Source organism: Imperialibacter sp. (assembly GCF_040222815.1).
Taxonomy (GTDB): Bacteria; Bacteroidota; Bacteroidia; order Cytophagales; family Cyclobacteriaceae; genus Imperialibacter.
Genome location: NZ_JAVKCH010000028.1, coordinates 86,831 through 103,769, shown reverse-complemented (window position 1 = coordinate 103,769; position 16,939 = coordinate 86,831). Strand labels below are relative to the sequence as shown.

The window sequence follows — 16,939 nt, the reverse complement described above, 5'->3', positions numbered from 1 at the left end:
GAAAGTCTTGTGTATCTACCGCCACTATTATTTTATTTTTTTCACTTGCTGTTTCGGCTCAGAAATTAAAGTACAAAGATATCTTTCCCTTAATGCAGGCATCAAAATGGGATGAAGCTGAAAAACAACTAGATTTATTTATTGCCGACCCGAAGAACAGCGACGAAGCCAATGCTCATTACAGCCTGGGCAGAATACTTGAGCGAAAGGCATTGTCCGAAAATATCGTTACCGATACTGCCCAGATGTTTATCCACATCGATGCCGCTGATCTCCATTATAATAAGTCACTGAAGCTGATAGATGAAAAGGAGCTAAAGAAAAACGAAGAGTATTATCAGGAGTTCAATAGAAGGGATTTGAGAACTGGTGAGTTTGGGATCAAAGTGTCCGATGTTCATCTCGATATAGAAAACAAGGTAAAATCCCTTCAAGACAGAAGGGAGAACGTCAGGGCTTTTTTAAAAGAGGCATCGGTGGCGAATAAGTTGTACGATGAGGCACAAAACATACTGCAAAATTTTAAGATTGACTTCTCAGACCAGTCTTCCTTTCTCCTGGGTATGGACAAGGAAGTTGAGCAGGAGTTTGTGAAGCTCGAAGGAATTGTAAAAAATCTTGAAAGCGCTATGGCAAATACTGAAGCGTCACTAGCTAAGATACCATCATCCGGGCTTGCTCACACTCTTACGGGAAAAACGCTGTACGACCTGGCCGATTTCAACAAAGGTTCTCTTGACCTTACCAGGGAAGGCAACATAGAGTATTGGGATTTGAAGGCTTGGATAGAGATGACAAAATCTGAGCAGAAATCTAATATCGGCCCATTCAGGCAAGAGCTAATTGCTTATGATCGTGACCTGGTGGCAAAAAAGCAGGCCTTTGTTCAAAACCCATCTGGTGTTAGCGGGCCTTTCGAATTTGACCCGACGATTTTAGCCAAAGTCAGAGGCTTTGGCGCAAATACCCTGACTGAGAAGGTGGTCAGTTTCAAAGTAGAAGAATTGAACTACCTGATTGAAAAACAGCCAAATGTGATGCCCGACAGCGCTAAAGTCGACGACCTGTATATGGCTGTTTCAAACCTTATTGGAAGGCTGGATAAAATGAAAGGGTTTATTGCCATTGACAAGCAAAAGGCTGAAGGAGGTTTTCAGCGGAATCCTGTCTTTTTTACGAGCAGGTATGTTTCTTCTGACCAACTGCTGAGCTATGCCAATGAAAGGGAGAGCTTTGTTGATACAGAACTGAGCTTGTGGAGCAAGAGAGCAGAGGACTTGAAAAAGAGAAAGAGTTGGTTGATTGCTGAAAATGCTGACTCAATTGCACTGACAATCAAGGACAGCGTTGCCATAACAACTGGATTTAGCACAATACACATTGCAGATAGTGCGGGGCTTTATGTAAACGGGCTGAAGCTCGTCGGTAAAGACTTGAACTTTGTAGTGGCAAAGGCGACACCGGCCTACACGGTGGAATGGATGTTGAACGAAAAGTTGCCGACACCAAACAAAGACTTTTTCTTTAAACCTAAAAACGCCGGGCATGCCCCAACCGCTGACGGATTCAGGACTTTTTTTATTCACTACCCACTGAAGGAGAAAACACACCTTTTCATCACCACCGTCGACAATGTAGGGAAAGCACTTTGGAAGGCCTCTCTCGACCTTGATCATCCACCGGTTTCGGTTTCTTTTAATAAAATGGTGATGGAGACGATCATTTACCTCGAAAAACCTGCAGGAGACCCAACTGCCGATCTTGCCTATATTGTCATAGACAGAACCGGTAAAGTAAGGAAGTAGCTGTCACTTGTGTTTTATTGACACTTTTAAGCCTGCCAGCGCAAGGCTTTTTGTACTTTAGCAACTCCGAATATTATTCTGGTAATACCCACTAATTCCCTTCTTACAGTAGGCTTGACAGAGGTCTTGGATACGATAATTCTGATTTTGAAATTGCACACGATTGAATTACTTTAAATTTAACAATTCCGTAGCCGAACGACGTATATTTTGCCATATATACAATATTTAACCAATTTTTGTAAAAATTTCAATTTTACCGTAACATTGCCTTTGATAATCACCTTAAATCAAAGGTTTTTTTGCAAATCACTTAGTAACTGGTTCAAAATTAAACTTAACTATTATGTCAAAATCCAAACTAGAGTACATTTGGCTGGATGGATACAAGCCTACTCAAAGTTTAAGAAGTAAGACTAAAATCGTTGATGGTTTTAGCGGTAAGCTTGAGGACGCCCCCATGTGGTCATTTGACGGAAGTTCAACAGAGCAGGCTCTTGGCGGCTCCTCAGATTGTTTATTAAAACCTGTCTTCGTTTGTCCTGATCCTGCCATCGAAAATGGATACCTTGTGATGACCGAAGTTCTCAATGCCGATGGAACCGCTCATGTCACAAACGGCAGAGCAACGATTGATGATTCTGATGACGATTTCTGGTTCGGATTTGAGCAAGAGTATTTCCTTATGGATCCTGAAACTGGCAAGCCAGTTGGATTCCCCGCTGGAGGCTACCCTGCTCCACAGGGACCTTACTATTGTGGTGTAGGTGGTAAGAACGTCTTTGGAAGAGAGTTTAAGGACGAGCACCTTGATTTGTGTTTGGCAGCAGGTCTCAACGTGGAAGGAACCAATGGTGAAGTAGCCACAGGGCAGTGGGAATGGCAGATTTTCGCCAAAGGAGCCACACAGGCTGGCGATGAAGTGTGGGTAGCAAGATACCTGATGGAAAGACTCTCTGAAAAGTATGGCTTGTATATCGAGTATCACCCTAAGCCGCTTGGTCAGCTTGACTGGAATGGTTCAGGCATGCACGCTAACTTCTCCAACACCTACCTCAGAACTGCTGGTTCCAGAGAAAAGGTTGAAAAAGTTTGTGAGGCCTTCAGAGGTGTGGTAAAAGAGCATATTGCTGTCTATGGAGCTTACAATGATCAGCGTTTGACTGGTAAGCACGAGACCGCTTCTATTCACGACTTCTCTTATGGCGTATCGGATAGGGGTGCTTCTATTCGTATTCCGGTTTACACCGCAAATCACGGATGGAGCGGCTACCTGGAAGACAGAAGACCTGCGTCGAATGCTGATCCCTACAAAGTAGCTGCAAGGATCATCAAAACTGTGAAAACTGTGAAATAAGGTTTTCAGACTTGTTTCTTTTTGCATAATGGCCTTCTGAATTCAATTCAGGAGGCTTTTTTTTTCATCTCTTCATAATTGACACCATTATCACAATGGTGCCTTTTTTTACCATCAATCCCAGGATGCGACAGCATTGATTCTATCAATCGATGCTCAGGTGACTTACTCCGGCTACTAAAATTTTGAATTGAGCGGTATTGACCACCTAATATTCGGCAATTCTACAGGAGGTCGAAACTAAAGTTAGATATACTGCTTTTTGGGCAAAATAATTATTTGAAGCGACGGCTATTGCCAGATCGTTTTTAGGCATCGTTTCCATTGAGCAGTATTTTGATAAATTATCAATGAACCGCCATATATAATATGAAAAATTTAAAACACATACACTTTTTGAATATATCATAATACGAAACCTCTACTGTTATGAATATGTTAAAATTGGAGTCGATATGGGTGATATTAATAGCAATTATTTTAACGAATGTAAAAATGACAAGTGTATAGGGTAAAAAGTGAACGTAAAAATGATTGATTTGCAATAAATGATATAAAATTGGGTCAAAATTGAATCACTAGTTAGTAACTATTGAAAATTATTCATTCAAATACATTTAAACCTAACACTAACAAGTAGTAGTATGATGAAAGTCTTTACACCCGTTCTTGCTTACGTTAGCTCAGCTCAGGACTCTCTGGCAGTCGACAGTGCTGTGGCCGAAGTAGCCGAGGCCACCATGGTGGTAGCCTCTGAAACCGCAGCTGAAGTTGTGGATTACAGCACGCAAATTGCTGATGTACTATTGACAGCCAACAACATCTGGATGATGCTGGCTACAGCATTGGTATTTATTATGCACCTTGGGTTTGCCGGGGTAGAAACTGGGTTTTCTCAGGCAAAAAATACTGTCAATATCCTATTCAAAAACACAATCACTCCTATAATAGGGCTTTTGACTTATGCTCTTTGTGGTTTTTTCCTTATGTACCCAGGATTTGATGTGCCTGGCTGGTTTGCTTTTGATGGAGCCGGCTGGTCAATGTTCTGGTTTTCTCCGGCAGACGCTGACGTAACAACAGGCTACGCAGATGGCGGCTACACTTACTGGACCGACTTCTTGTTTCAGGCCATGTTCGCTGCTACGGCTGCAACTATCGTATCCGGTGCCGTTGCCGAACGAATCAAGATTTCTACTTATTTGATTTTCACTGTTATATATGTCGGATTTGTATATCCACTAATCGGTTCATGGAAATGGGGCGGTGGTGCGCTCGACGACATGGGCTTCTATGACTTCGCTGGTTCTACGCTTGTTCACTCAGTAGGTGGATGGGGTGCGTTGGCCGGTATTATCCTTCTCGGGCCTCGTATTGGAAAATATGTTGACGGCAAAGTAGTTGACAAGCCAGGTGCTAGTGTACCTCTTGCAGTAATAGGTGTATTTATGCTGTGGTTGGGCTGGTTTGGTTTCAACGGTGGTTCTGTGTTGTCTGCTGATCCCGGACTGGTTTCATTTGTTCTTGTTACTACTTCATTGGCAGCTTGTACTGGCGGTATCGGTGGTTTCATTGGTGGCTACCTGCTATTCAAGAGGCTTGATATTGGTATGATGCTCAACGGTATTCTGGCTGGCCTTGTAGGTATTACAGCAGGTGCTGACGTGATCAACCCGGGTTGGGCACTTTTTGTAGGCCTTGTGGCAGGTATCGCTGTAGTGTACTCAGTTGTACTTCTTGATAAGCTGAAACTGGACGACGTAGTGGGTGCTGTTTCTGTTCACCTTGTTTGCGGTATCTGGGGCACACTTGCGGTGGGTCTGTTCTCTACTAACCCTGAGCATACTTTCTGGATTCAATTGAAAGGTGTGGTTATCTGTGGCCTGGCCGCATTTACTGCTGCTTTCCTCATCTTCTTCATTCTTAAGAAAACATTCGGTATCAGAGTGTCTGAAGAGCATGAGAAGTCTGGTCTTGATAGCCATGAGCATGGTATCAGAGGCTATACTATCATCTATCCTGATTGATAATCAATCAAAACTCACAATAAAAAAAGAGGCCTCCTTGCTTGCGGCGGCAACCTAACGAGCAAGAGAGGCCTTATCCAAAAACTTTAAAAAAACAGATTAAAGCTTATGAACACTTTTACAAAATTACTATTCCGTGGCGTATTCGCTACAATATTTACACTATCGTTGTCAGTGAGCGCTTTTGCGCAAGAGGAAGAAGAGGAGACTTCTCCGTTTTCATTGTCGGGATCAGTAGATACTTATTACAGGGCTAACTTGAATTCTACCAATGATAGGACAAATGGTGGTGCAACTGCGCCAGGTACATCGTTCGCTAACCTGCCAGGCTTTTCTTTGGGCATGGTGAATTTGATAGGCGCATACGAAGGCGAAAAGGTAGGCATGGTAGCGGATTTGGTTTTTGGACCCCGTGGTGCTGATGCAGTTTTTGGCTCACCTGCAGCTTTAAACATTGTTAACCAACTTTATGTGTATTGGAATGTTGGAGAAAAGGTAACGTTGACTTTGGGAAACTTCAATACATTTCTGGGTTACGAGGTAATCTCTCCTACTGCTAACTTTAACTATTCCACTTCTTATATGTTTTCCTATGGTCCTTTTTCGCACACTGGACTAAAAGCCGACTTTGATTTGGGTGGTGGATTTAGCCTGGCAGCAGCTATCATGAACCCAACTGACGCAACGGATTTTAACCCTGACAACACCTATTATGGTGGTGGCCAACTGGGTTACTCATTCGACGCTGGTAGTGCTTATTTGAATACCGTATTTACGGACGGCTTTTTCCAAATAGACTTAACCGCAGGAATGGACGTGTCTGACGCTGTATATATTGGCGTTAACGCAACTTCTGCCTCCGACAATTTCTACGGAGCTGCTGGTTATTTTCAGGTAGCTGCTTCTGATGCACTTAAATTGGGCGTTAGAGGTGAATACTTTGGAGACAAGGGCGTAGGCGTGCTTACAACTGATGAGAGTGTTTTTGCGGCCACGCTTTCTGCGAACTACAGCGTTGGGCCACTTACATTCATTCCTGAATTCAGGATTGATTCTTTCTCTGAGGATGATGCAGTTATCACCGACTTTTCTGATCCATTGGACATAAAGTATGCTAACTCTCTTTCCAGCTTTGTGTTGGCGGCAGTGTTTACGTTCTAAGCTGCAAGCGAGATAATTGAAGAATAAAAGAAAGCCCGTGAAATCGGGCTTTCATCGTTTTAAGGCGTTGGTATTTGGTTAGCAACATGCAATAAGTGACATGCCACAATGCCGGCTGTTTCAGTTCTCAGTACCGACTCTCCCAGGCTTACGGGCAAAAATCCCCTGGAAATAGCCTGGTCTATTTCGGCCGCTGAGAAATCTCCCTCGGGCCCGATCAATATCAGGTAGGAGGTATGCTTCTTCACTTTTGCTATCAGATAGTTTTCTATGGGCTGGTTGGCAATAGCTACGAAGTTTTGCCTGCCCTCTTGCGATGTTTGTATCAATTCATCCAGTTTAACCAAACCATTCAGTTTTGCTTTGATGAAGTTCTTGGATTGCTTCAAAGCGCTGATGGTGATTTTCTCTGCTCTCTCCAGCTTCAGTTTGGTTCGTACTGAATGTTCGCATTCTAGGAAGGTGATTTCGTCCACGCCCAACTCGCACACTTTTTCCAGAAACCATTCAATTCTGTCGGGCTGTTTGGTTGGTGCTATGGCAATGTGAATGTGAAAGGGTCTCGTAAAGCTTTCAATACTGAGCACCTCCAGCTGAGCCGCTCCTGGTTGGTCACCCACAATTCTGCATAAATAACGTTCGCCCATTCCGTTGGTGAAATAAACCTGGTCACTTTTTTTGTGCCTTAGTACTTTCAGGCAGTGTTGCGACTCTTCCTTATCGAGTGTAACGACTTCATTCACTGAGGATTTTTGAGGGTGATAGAAAATGTGCATAGCGTTATCTTGGGGATGCAAAATACATTGCCTGCAATTAAGCATCAAAGAATTCAGTGCGGCCGGTGTAATTTGACTAAAACGTTTATCAGGATCAAAAAATGATTAATTTCGAAGTTGGCGGAAATGGGCGATCGTACAGGTTTTTTTAATACTAAAATATCACTTAAAAATGGCAAGACTGAGGTTTAAGGCACTGGAGGCCCTTAGCATGAGAAAGAAGGTAGAGTTCAAGCTTCCTTCGTTAAAGATATCCGATTACTTCGGCCAGAATGCTTTTGGAAGACCTCAAATGCGAAGTGCTCTTGCGCCGGAGATTTTTGAAAAAGTGGTTCATGTAGGACATGGTAAACGGGTGGATAAAGAAACGGCTGACGCAGTGGCTGCGGCTGTAAAGACCTGGGCCATGAACAGGGGCGTGACGCACTACACTCACTGGTTTCAACCATTAACGGGCGCCACTGCCGAAAAACATGATACTTTTTTTGATTCCACCAAAGGCATAGAAGAGTTCAAAGGAAGTGCGCTGGTGCAGCAGGAGCCTGACGCCTCCTCCTTTCCAAGTGGGGGTATAAGAAGCACGTTTGAAGCCCGAGGCTACACGGCCTGGGATCCTAGCTCCCCCATTTTTATTTGGGACACTACGCTGTGCATACCTACGATATTTGTATCGTTTACCGGGGAGGCACTCGACTATAAGGCACCGCTGCTGAAAGCCATTGAAGCCATTGACAGAGCCTCCACCAAAGTTTGTCGGTTGTTCGACAGGGCAGTGGCTAACGTAACGCCCACGCTTGGCTGGGAGCAGGAGTATTTCGTCGTGGACAGAGCGCTGTACAACGCCCGGCCTGATCTGGTGATGTGCGGGCGAACGGTGTTTGGGCACAATCCGGCCCGAGGTCAGCAATTGGACGACCATTACTTTGGCACCATCCCCACAAGGGTGCAGGAGTTCATGAAAGAGTTCGAAGTGGAGGCTCACAAGTTGGGCATCCCTATTCGCACCAGGCACAACGAGGTAGCTCCTTCTCAGTTTGAGGCAGCTCCGATGTTCGAGGAGGCTAACGTGGCTACCGACCACAACCAGCTCCTCAGGGACATCATGGACAGGGTGGCTTTCAAGCACGACCTAAAAGTGTTGCTGCACGAAAAGCCTTTTGCAGGTGTAAACGGAAACGGCAAGCACAACAACTGGTCGCTCATGACCGACACTGGCGTGAACCTGCTTCAGCCTACCAGCAGTGCCAGGGAAAATCTGCTTTTTCTGACCTTCTTCGTGGTGTCCATCAAAGCGGTGTACGAGCATGCTGATTTGCTCAGGGCCAGCATTGCTTCCTTTGGTAACGACTTTCGGTTAGGGGCTAATGAGGCGCCCCCAGCCATTATTTCAGTTTTCATTGGGCAAACACTGAGTAATGTGCTGGACGAGCTGGAGAAAAACGGGAATGTGAAAATTGAAAAGGGTGATAATCTTTATATGAAACTCGGGATTGATCAGATACCTGAAATCATCATGGACAATACCGACAGAAACAGAACCTCGCCATTTGCTTTCACCGGCAATAAGTTTGAGTTCAGGGCAGTAGGCAGCGAGTCGAATGTGTCGAACCCTATGATGGTGCTCAACCTGATTGTGGCCGACCAGCTCAATAAGTTCTATTCGGAAGTAACCAAGTTGACCAACAAGGGTAAAGACCGCAGGCTGGCGATTATCGAGATTCTGCGAAAATATATCAAGGAATCGAAATCGATTAGGTTTGAGGGCGATGGTTATTCGGATAGCTGGGTGAAAGAGGCTGAAAAGCGAGGTCTTTCCAATGTGAGAGACACACCCAGGGCATTGGATTTTTACCTTTCTGACAAGTCCACTCAGCTATTCAGCTCCAATAAAATATTGAATGAAAAGGAGGTGAAAGCCCGTCATGAAATCATGATTGAGAACTATATCAAAAAGGCCCAGATTGACTCTCGGGTTATGGGAGACCTGGCTCTGAACCATATCATTCCAACGGCCATTGCTTATCAGAATAAGCTCATTCAGAATGCAAAAGGCTTGAAGGAGCTTGGGGTGGATAACAAAGAGATCATCAGCTATATAGAAGAAATCAGCCAACACATTTCTGCTCTGCGTAAAAATGTGAATGAGATGATTGAAGAAAGGAAGAAGATCAATAAGGTTGAGGATTCAAGGAAGCGGGCTATTGCCTATTGTGATGACATCAGGCACAAATATTTTGATAAGATCAGGTACTCGGTTGATAAGCTTGAGTTGTTTGTTGACGACGAGGACTGGCCACTCGTTAAATACAGGGAACTTTTGTTTCTGAAATAGGTTAGGAGCCTCATACACGATGTGGTTTTGAAAACTCTTCTGAAGGTATTTTTTGTGATTGTTGTCTGTGCTCTTGTCTCCCATTTTATTGGCGGGTGCATGGAATTTCGTATGTCTTCCAGGTCAATGGATGACTATTACGAAGGTTCTCAAAAGCCTGAACTGGTGTCGTTCTCTTTCGACGACAGAACAGTTAACTACGCTGAAGCAGGCGACAAAACGAAGCCATTGGTAATGTTTGTTCATGGCTCTCCCGGTTCCTGGAGTGCCTTTGCCGACTTTCTGAAGGATTCGGTTCTTATTGCCAACTTTCACATTATAGCGCCCGACAGGCCGGGGTTTGGGCACTCTAATTTTGGCAGAGCTGAGCCCTCCTTAAAAAAGCAAAGCCAGTTTTTGTATCAGATACTGAAGAGATACCCTGACAAGAAGGCTATTCTGGTTGGCCATTCACTGGGTGGCCCGGTCATTGCCCAAATGGCGATGGATTACCCTGACAATGTAAGGGGGTTGTTGTTTGTGGCTCCTTCGATTGACCCAGCGCTGGAACCTGATGAGTGGTTCAGGCCGCTGCTGCGCAACTTCGTTATTCGCACTTTCACGCCCATAAGTCTGGCGGTATCCAATGATGAAATTATCGACCTTAAGGAAGAGCTGGAGATGATGACAGATGGCTGGAGGAGTTTACTCACGCCTGTTTATATGCTTCAGGGTGATCAGGACACGCTTGTGCCAATGGGAAATGCCTATTACCCCGGAAAATTTATGCCCGATAGCCTCATTCACATTCAACTGCTAAGAGGGGTTAATCACTTTATCCCCTGGTCGCATCCACAGGAAATAGTCAAAGGTATCAATTATCTGAATGCTTTGCCTTAGCGTCAATTTGGGAATGTAGTATTTTTGGTATCTTTATTGATAAGCGTTTCTTTAGACTTGAATATTATGAGACTAACTAATCACACCCTGAGGCTTCTAGCGGTTCTGTTGCCTATAGGCCTGGCTGCCAGCTCTTGTACCAAATCGGTATATATCAATACGTTGAGGCCTGCTGAGATTACCTTTCCGTCTCATGTCAACACAATTTTATTGGTCGACAGGACTGAGTTTGAAAAGAAAGGGCTTGGCATAGTGGAGGGAATACTCACAGGTGAAATGCCAGGCGAGGATAGGGCGGGCCTTCAAGAAGCGATGAATGCCTTTCAGCAGCAGCTTATGGCGAGCCCCAGGTTCCAGTTGAAACGAGCCAGCGAAACGCTAAAGGGCAACAGCATGACAGGCGCATTTCCCGATCCGATTTCATGGGGAGTGATCGAACGTCTTTGTCGGAGCTATGGTGCAGATGCTGTGATCGCCGTTGAAATTTTTGATACCGACTTCATCGTTACCAACGGGAAACGTGATGTGGAACGAGAGGTTGAGAAAGACGGAAAAAAAGTAATGGAGAAGGTAGTCGAGTATTATGCCGAGGGCGTCGGCAATGCAAAGATTGGTTTTCGACTTTACGATCCCCTTGAAAAGACCATTGCAGATCAGCAGCTCTTTAATCCTTCCAATAATTGGAGTGCTACTGGTGCCAATGTCAAAGACGCCATGTCGCAGTTAATTCAAAAGACGGAAGCCACCAGGCAGGTTAGTCGCACTGCTGGTTCTACCTATGCCTACAAAATTGCGCCGATGCCGGTGCAATTGAGTCGGTTTTATTACGCTAAGTCGAAGAAGACACCTGAAGTAAGGCAAGGTGCGAGAGAGGCGCAGGTGGGGCAATGGCAAAACGCTATTGACACCTGGAGAGGGAGGCTTAGCCAGAGTATTAAGCGAAAAGAAGGAGGCAAGCTGGCCTACAATATTGCTGTGGCCTACGAAGTGCTGGGAGATTTTGATAGCGCCAAAGAATGGGCGTCAAGGTCTTACACTAAATACGAGAACAAGAAGGGCCGTGGTTACAATAGCACCCTGAACCAGAGAATATACAATGACCAGCTGTTGCAGCAGCAGGGAGTGAGGGACTGATCTACTTTTCGGGCAAGTTTTCGATTTTACGCATCAGAGCTTCGGCCTCAGCGACTTTTTCGTCCGATTTTCGGCGGTTTATACTGCTGAGTTTAAACGACTCTTCAAGCAGCTTTCTGTGCTTTTCGATCAGTTTTTCTTTTTCACTTTTCTTTCTAAAGAATCCGAATGCCATGCTTTTGTGATTTACAAATCATATAACAGGATGATCGCTATAATGTTTTTGGTGATGGTGTTTTCCTAAAATATTGTCACCAAGGAATGGTAACTACATTTTTTTTGAGAAAAAATTAATCGCTACTTTCGGGGTTTCGACACCTTTAGCTGTTATTAGATTTTTACCACAGGATTTTACTACATCGAAAACTAAATGAGATACTTTTTAAGGGCTCTCACGGCTCTTTTTATTCTGCTCTTTTGTGCTTTTTCAGACCTCTCGGCACAGAATTTTCAACTAAAAGGCTACGTTAAAAACAGTGTCACAGGGGAACCCATCGAAGGAGCCAATGTGTACATAACCAACTTGTCTACCGGGGTCATGACAGACTCCACAGGTTACTTTGCGATGTTTCTTCCTCAGGGGGTTCACTCGGTTGAATTCACCTATGTGGGCTTCGAATCGAAGAAAAGGAATATTGCACTCAACAGGGCAGTTACTATTAACATGAACCTGGAGGAGTCGTCGCAGCTTTTGCAAGAGGTGAGTGTAAGCGGACAGGCAGAGGATCACAATATTTCCAGCTCAGAAATAGGAGTAAGCAAAATGTCGATGAAGACCATCGAAAAGATGCCATCGTTTATGGGGGAAGTGGATGTAATGAAGAGTTTGCTGATGTTGCCCGGAGTGAGTACGGTGGGTGAAGGCACCACAGGGCTGAATGTGCGAGGGGGTAATATTGACCAAAACCTGATTCTGCTGGATGATGCGCCGGTCTTCAATAGCTCCCACCTGATGGGCCTATTTTCAGTTTTTAATCCGGACATGGTGCGAGACGTTACTTTTTACCGTGGGGCCATTCCTGCGCAGTACGGAAGCCGGGTGTCGTCGGTGCTTGATATCAAAATAAGAAATCCGGAAACGGAAGGGCTCAAGTTGGCAGGTGGCGTAGGACTTATTTCCAACCGTTTGATGCTGGAGGGGCCTATTGGCAAGAACGAAAAGCTCAGCTTCCTGATAGGTGGAAGAGCTTCATTTTCTGATTACCTGCTCAAAATATCTCCCAACAAATCTATTCAGGACACCAGGGCCAACTTTTATGATGTTACGGGCAAGCTGTTGTACAAGCTGAATAACAACAACAAACTCCAGGTGTCGTTCTACAGGGCCCACGACGGATTCAAGCTGGCGTCCGATTCCCTGTCGGCCGTGGAAATAAACGCTTCGTCTTCTCAATTTGCATGGGAAACAGCCAACGCCACGGTTCGCTGGGATCATGCTTTTGCGGACAACTTCATTGCCAATATCGTCGGTGTGTACAGCGACTACAATGCGATCATATCGAGCCCCGAACCTACCAACGGATTTGACCTTACCTCGGCTGTAAAGTACCGCAAGCTCAAATCAGACTTTAGTTGGTTTAGCTCCGGCGGACATTCGGTGATGTTTGGGGTGGCTGCCACCAAGTACATCATTGACCCGGGTCATCTTGACCCTAACAGCGACCAGTCGAGTGTCAACGAGTTGTTGCTACAGCAGGAAAACGGACTGGAGCTGGCGGGCTTCGTAAGTGATGAAATCGTGTTTAATGACAAAATTACTTTGATGCTTGGGCTTAGGTATTCGTACTTCCAAAACATGGGTGAGAGAAACGTGTACTCTTACGACCCAACCCAGCCATTTTCACTCAAAACAATTACAGATACGACTTTTTTCAGCAGAGGTGAAAAGGTGGCTAGCTACCATGGGGCAGAGCCCAGGTTTTCTTTTAAATACAGTCTGAACCCAAGCAGTTCGATAAAGCTTGGCTACAACAAAATGCGACAGTATTTGCAGTTGGTATCGAACACAACTGCGGCATTGCCTATCGATAGGTGGCAGCTAAGCAACACTTATTCTCAGCCAATCATTGCTGATCAATTGTCGGTAGGCTATTTCAAGAATATTAACAGCAATGAGTACGAGGTATCAACTGAGGTGTTTTACAAAACAACTCAAAATGTAAGTGACTACAAGGACGGGGCCGAGTTGCTGCTCAATCAGGCGCTTGAAACTGCCATCCTTCACGGCAGCGGCTATGCTTATGGAGTTGAATTTCAGACGAAGAAAAACTTAGGCCGTCTTACTGGCTGGCTAAGCTATACTTATTCGCAGGCACGTCAGCAGGTGAAAGGTGAATTTGAGGAAGAAGAAATAAGTGGAGGGGAGTACTACCCCACCAATTTCAACAAACCTCACATTTTGAATATATCTGCTACCTGGAAGGAGAGTGCCAGGGTGAATTTTTCTGCCAACTTCACTTATAGCACGGGTCGGCCGGTTACATATCCGGACGACAAATACTATGTCTACGGACTTTTCATTCCCAACTATGTGAGCAGAAATCAGTACAAAATACCTGACTATCACAGGCTCGACCTGGCGATGACGGTTGGGCCGGACCCCGCCAAGCAAACGAAGTGGAAGGGTAGCTGGACATTCTCCATTTACAATGTTTACGCCCGTAAGAATGCCTATTCAGTCTTTTTTAAGCCCAATAATCAGGCCTCTGTGAATCAGGCGAACGCCTACAAGCTCTCCATTTTTGGCACCATTTTCCCTTCCATCACGTATAATTTCTCCTTTTGATAGCCATGAAGAACCAAATGACTATAAAGCGTATTCTGCAAGCTGCTCACATATTTTCCTTGACTTTACTGGGTTCTTGCATCACACCATTTAGTCCAGATTTGACCAACGAAAGCCCAAAGCTGAGCGTGGAAGGAACGGTGACAGACCTGGCAGGGCCTTATGTGATCAAGCTGAGTTACAGTACTTCGTACACTAGTGGTGATAAAAAAAGTGAGAACACGATAAGAGACGCTAAGGTTTTTATCAGTGACAGCGAAGGCAACGAGGAGGAGTTGGTTTATAGTGGCAACGCAGGTACCTATGTGACTGCGGCGGATGGTATACAAGGAGTTGCGGGTAGATTCTACACGCTTAGAGTTGAGCTTTCCAACGGCAAGGCCTATCAATCATACCCGGAGCTGATGCCCTATGCGCCGGAAATAGATACACTATACGCCGAGTACCGGGATGTGACGGGCGAATTTGTGCAGGGTGAATTTGATGTTTACCTGGATGCCAACGACCCCGTAGAAGAGGAGAACTATTACCTGTGGAAGTGGAAGCATTACAACAAGCTTGACTACTGTCTCACGTATGTTCAAAATTTTCCATCGCCACCAACCTGGTATGCGAGGTACTGCTGTAGTGAGTGTTTCGAAATAGAAGCTTGCGCAGGATGTGTCAATATTGGATCGGATGCCCTGGTGAATGGCGGCAGGATCAGCAGAGTGCCTTTGATGTCGTTCGAGTACGACAGCCGGGAGCCATACTATTTGCAGGCCGAGCAATATTCATTGACGGAATCTGCCTACAAGTTTTGGAAAACAGCCAGCGACCTGATCAACAATGCCGGCGGTGTTTTCGACAAACCGCCTGTGACTGTCAATGGAAATCTTTTTAACGTGAACGATCCGGATGAGCAGGTGCTGGGGTATTTTGGAGCGTCTTCTGTCAAGGTGAAGGCCGTGTACTTCAGGCGAGACAATATTCCTTCGTTCCCTTATAGCTCAACACCCCTATATAATATCGACACACGGGGCTGCCAGGAGTGCGAGGAGTCCATCTACAGAACGGAAAGAAAGCCGTCGGAATGGGACGATGCGCCGACGTACTAGTTGGAATAATTGATCTGATCGGTTATCCTACTCTTACGGTTGTAAAATTTCCATAGGCCGGTGCGCTCATCATTGAGGTATTTGCCCTCTGACTCCACTGCTCCGTTGTCATAGTAGTAGTTCCAGGCGCCTTGTTTTTGGGAGTTGAGCAACTGCCCCTCAGAGGCCAGCTTGCCATTTGGGTGATAGTACTTCCAGACATCAGCAGTGAAGCCGTTTTTGTAATAGCTTTCCAGCTTAAGGGTGCCGTCGTCATAGTAGGTTATCCTTGACCCGTATCCGTCTTTTAGGGTGCCGCCTGGCAGAACTTCGCCTTTTGGGGTAAAGTATTCGCTGACAGCCAGCAGTCGGCCGTTGTCCCAGTTCTCATCCTGTATCAGTTGTTCATTCTGGTAAAACCTACCCCAGATACCATCTTCCAGATCAAGCCTGTAACTACCAATAGCAGATATTTCTCCCGTGATATAGTAGCTGACCCATTGGCCGTCTCTCATACCATTTTTGTACTTGCCTTCGGTTTCGATTGGGCCAGCCTCGTAAAAGTATTTCCACAAGCCAGTTTTCTGATCACGCAGATAATCGCCAATAGAATAGAGGTTGCTATTTTCAAAGAAGCTTGTCCAGGTACCGGTCTTCAGGTCGTAGGCATATTTGCCTTCAACGCTCTTTTTGCCCCGGGCGAAAAACTCCTGATATATGCCTTCTTTTAGCCCGTTCTTATAGTTGACATTCAGTTTGAGCTGACCATTCTCATAATATTGCTGCCAGTTGCCGGTTGCTGTGCCTAACTCATATTCCTCAGTCTTCTCCAGTTTGCCGCTTGGATAGTAGTACGATTGTTTTCCGTCCAGTGAGCCGTTTTTATATTTCTCCTTCGCCAAAACCAATTTGAAAGGATCATATTCTGTCCAAACACTGTCTTTCTTTCCTATCTTGAAGAGTCCCTCAAGTGCCACGCTGCCGTCGGGATAGAACTCAGTAACAGGGCCGTGAAGCGTGTTTTCCTTATAGTTTACTTTGGACTGTAATTGGCCGTATTCGTCGTAAAATTCCGCCTCACCTTCGAGTTTGTCATTCTCGTAAAACACTGCCGACTTAAGGTTACCTGTTTCATAGTACTCTTTCCAAAGACCTTCTCTTTTGCCCTCATTGTATTTGCCCTCGTAAAGCTTCAGCCCAAATCGGTAGAACCCTTCCCATTCACCAGTTCTCAGGCTATCTTTATACCGGCCTCTTTCTTTGATTTCTCCATTTGAATAGATACTGGCATAAATGCCGTTGAGAATGCCACCTTTGTAGCTCTCCATTTGGTTGCGGCGGCCATCTGCGTTGTAGAAAAACCAAAGGCTGTCCTTCTTATCGTTTTTGTAAAAACCTTCCGCCAGCAGTTGGTTGTTGCTCCTGTAAAAAAGCCATAGGCCTTCTTTTTTACCATTCTGTACTTCGCCCTTGTACGTAGCAATTGTATCCGGAAAAGACATCGTTTGGGCCTTTAATCCGGGAAGCAAAAAGCTGGATAGACAAAAAATGCTTATATAGTATGTAAACAAATAGCTTGCGGGCTTATTCATCCGGGGTTTGATTGT

General features: G+C 45.2%; 12 protein-coding genes. 9 read left to right on the top strand and 3 right to left on the bottom strand.

The window, feature by feature from the left end:
• Positions 1–92 precede the first annotated feature (92 nt).
• From RIF36_RS16240 to RIF36_RS16225, 4 genes are all read left to right on the top strand, one after another.
• On the top strand, positions 93–1,805 hold the full coding sequence (locus tag RIF36_RS16240) for a hypothetical protein (protein WP_350121054.1): 1,713 nt from the start codon (positions 93–95) through the stop codon (positions 1,803–1,805).
• Between the two features lie 346 nt (positions 1,806–2,151).
• The gene (locus tag RIF36_RS16235) at positions 2,152–3,162 is read left to right on the top strand and encodes a glutamine synthetase beta-grasp domain-containing protein (protein ID WP_151999445.1); all 1,011 of its coding nucleotides are present in this window, start codon (positions 2,152–2,154) and stop codon (positions 3,160–3,162) included.
• Between the two features lie 740 nt (positions 3,163–3,902).
• Positions 3,903–5,189 carry an ammonium transporter gene (locus tag RIF36_RS16230; RefSeq protein WP_416868189.1) on the top strand — a complete coding sequence of 429 codons (1,287 nt, stop codon included), beginning with the start codon at positions 3,903–3,905 and terminating at the stop codon, positions 5,187–5,189.
• Between the two features lie 108 nt (positions 5,190–5,297).
• A complete protein-coding gene (locus RIF36_RS16225) occupies positions 5,298–6,350 on the top strand; it encodes an outer membrane beta-barrel protein (RefSeq protein ID WP_350121051.1) in 1,053 nt (350 codons plus the stop codon).
• Between the two features lie 59 nt (positions 6,351–6,409).
• On the opposite strand, the gene RIF36_RS16220 is transcribed toward RIF36_RS16225, so the two are convergent.
• Entirely contained in the window at positions 6,410–7,126 is a 717-nt protein-coding gene (locus RIF36_RS16220; protein ID WP_350121048.1) for an RsmE family RNA methyltransferase, read from the bottom strand.
• A gap of 172 nt (positions 7,127–7,298) precedes the next feature.
• Between RIF36_RS16220 and RIF36_RS16215 the strand changes: the two genes are divergently transcribed.
• The 3 genes from RIF36_RS16215 to RIF36_RS16205 all read left to right on the top strand — a co-directional run bounded on the left by RIF36_RS16215 (position 7,299) and on the right by RIF36_RS16205 (position 11,471).
• On the top strand, positions 7,299–9,458 hold the full coding sequence (locus tag RIF36_RS16215) for a glutamine synthetase III family protein (RefSeq protein ID WP_151999442.1): 2,160 nt from the start codon (positions 7,299–7,301) through the stop codon (positions 9,456–9,458).
• 99 nt (positions 9,459–9,557) lie between these two features.
• The gene (locus tag RIF36_RS16210) at positions 9,558–10,337 is read left to right on the top strand and encodes an alpha/beta fold hydrolase (protein ID WP_350121046.1); all 780 of its coding nucleotides are present in this window, start codon (positions 9,558–9,560) and stop codon (positions 10,335–10,337) included.
• A gap of 66 nt (positions 10,338–10,403) precedes the next feature.
• The gene (locus tag RIF36_RS16205) at positions 10,404–11,471 is read left to right on the top strand and encodes a DUF6340 family protein (protein WP_151999440.1); all 1,068 of its coding nucleotides are present in this window, start codon (positions 10,404–10,406) and stop codon (positions 11,469–11,471) included.
• Position 11,472: 1 nt separating this feature from the next.
• Here RIF36_RS16205 and RIF36_RS16200 read toward each other — a convergent pair whose 3' ends face one another.
• Positions 11,473–11,646, bottom strand: a complete 174-nt coding sequence (locus tag RIF36_RS16200; protein ID WP_151999439.1) for a Lacal_2735 family protein — start codon at positions 11,644–11,646, stop codon at positions 11,473–11,475.
• Between the two features lie 195 nt (positions 11,647–11,841).
• Between RIF36_RS16200 and RIF36_RS16195 the strand changes: the two genes are divergently transcribed.
• The gene (locus tag RIF36_RS16195; RefSeq protein WP_350121043.1) at positions 11,842–14,256 is read left to right on the top strand and encodes a TonB-dependent receptor; all 2,415 of its coding nucleotides are present in this window, start codon (positions 11,842–11,844) and stop codon (positions 14,254–14,256) included.
• A 5-nt stretch (positions 14,257–14,261) separates the two neighbouring features.
• Positions 14,262–15,353, top strand: coding sequence for a DUF4249 domain-containing protein (locus RIF36_RS16190; protein ID WP_350121040.1), 1,092 nt, complete (start codon positions 14,262–14,264; stop codon positions 15,351–15,353).
• On the opposite strand, the gene RIF36_RS16185 is transcribed toward RIF36_RS16190, so the two are convergent.
• A complete protein-coding gene (locus tag RIF36_RS16185; protein ID WP_350121038.1) occupies positions 15,350–16,834 on the bottom strand; it encodes a toxin-antitoxin system YwqK family antitoxin in 1,485 nt (494 codons plus the stop codon). The two genes, RIF36_RS16190 and RIF36_RS16185, sit on opposite strands and share 4 nt — an antisense overlap.
• Between the last annotated feature and the right edge of the window lie 105 nt (positions 16,835–16,939).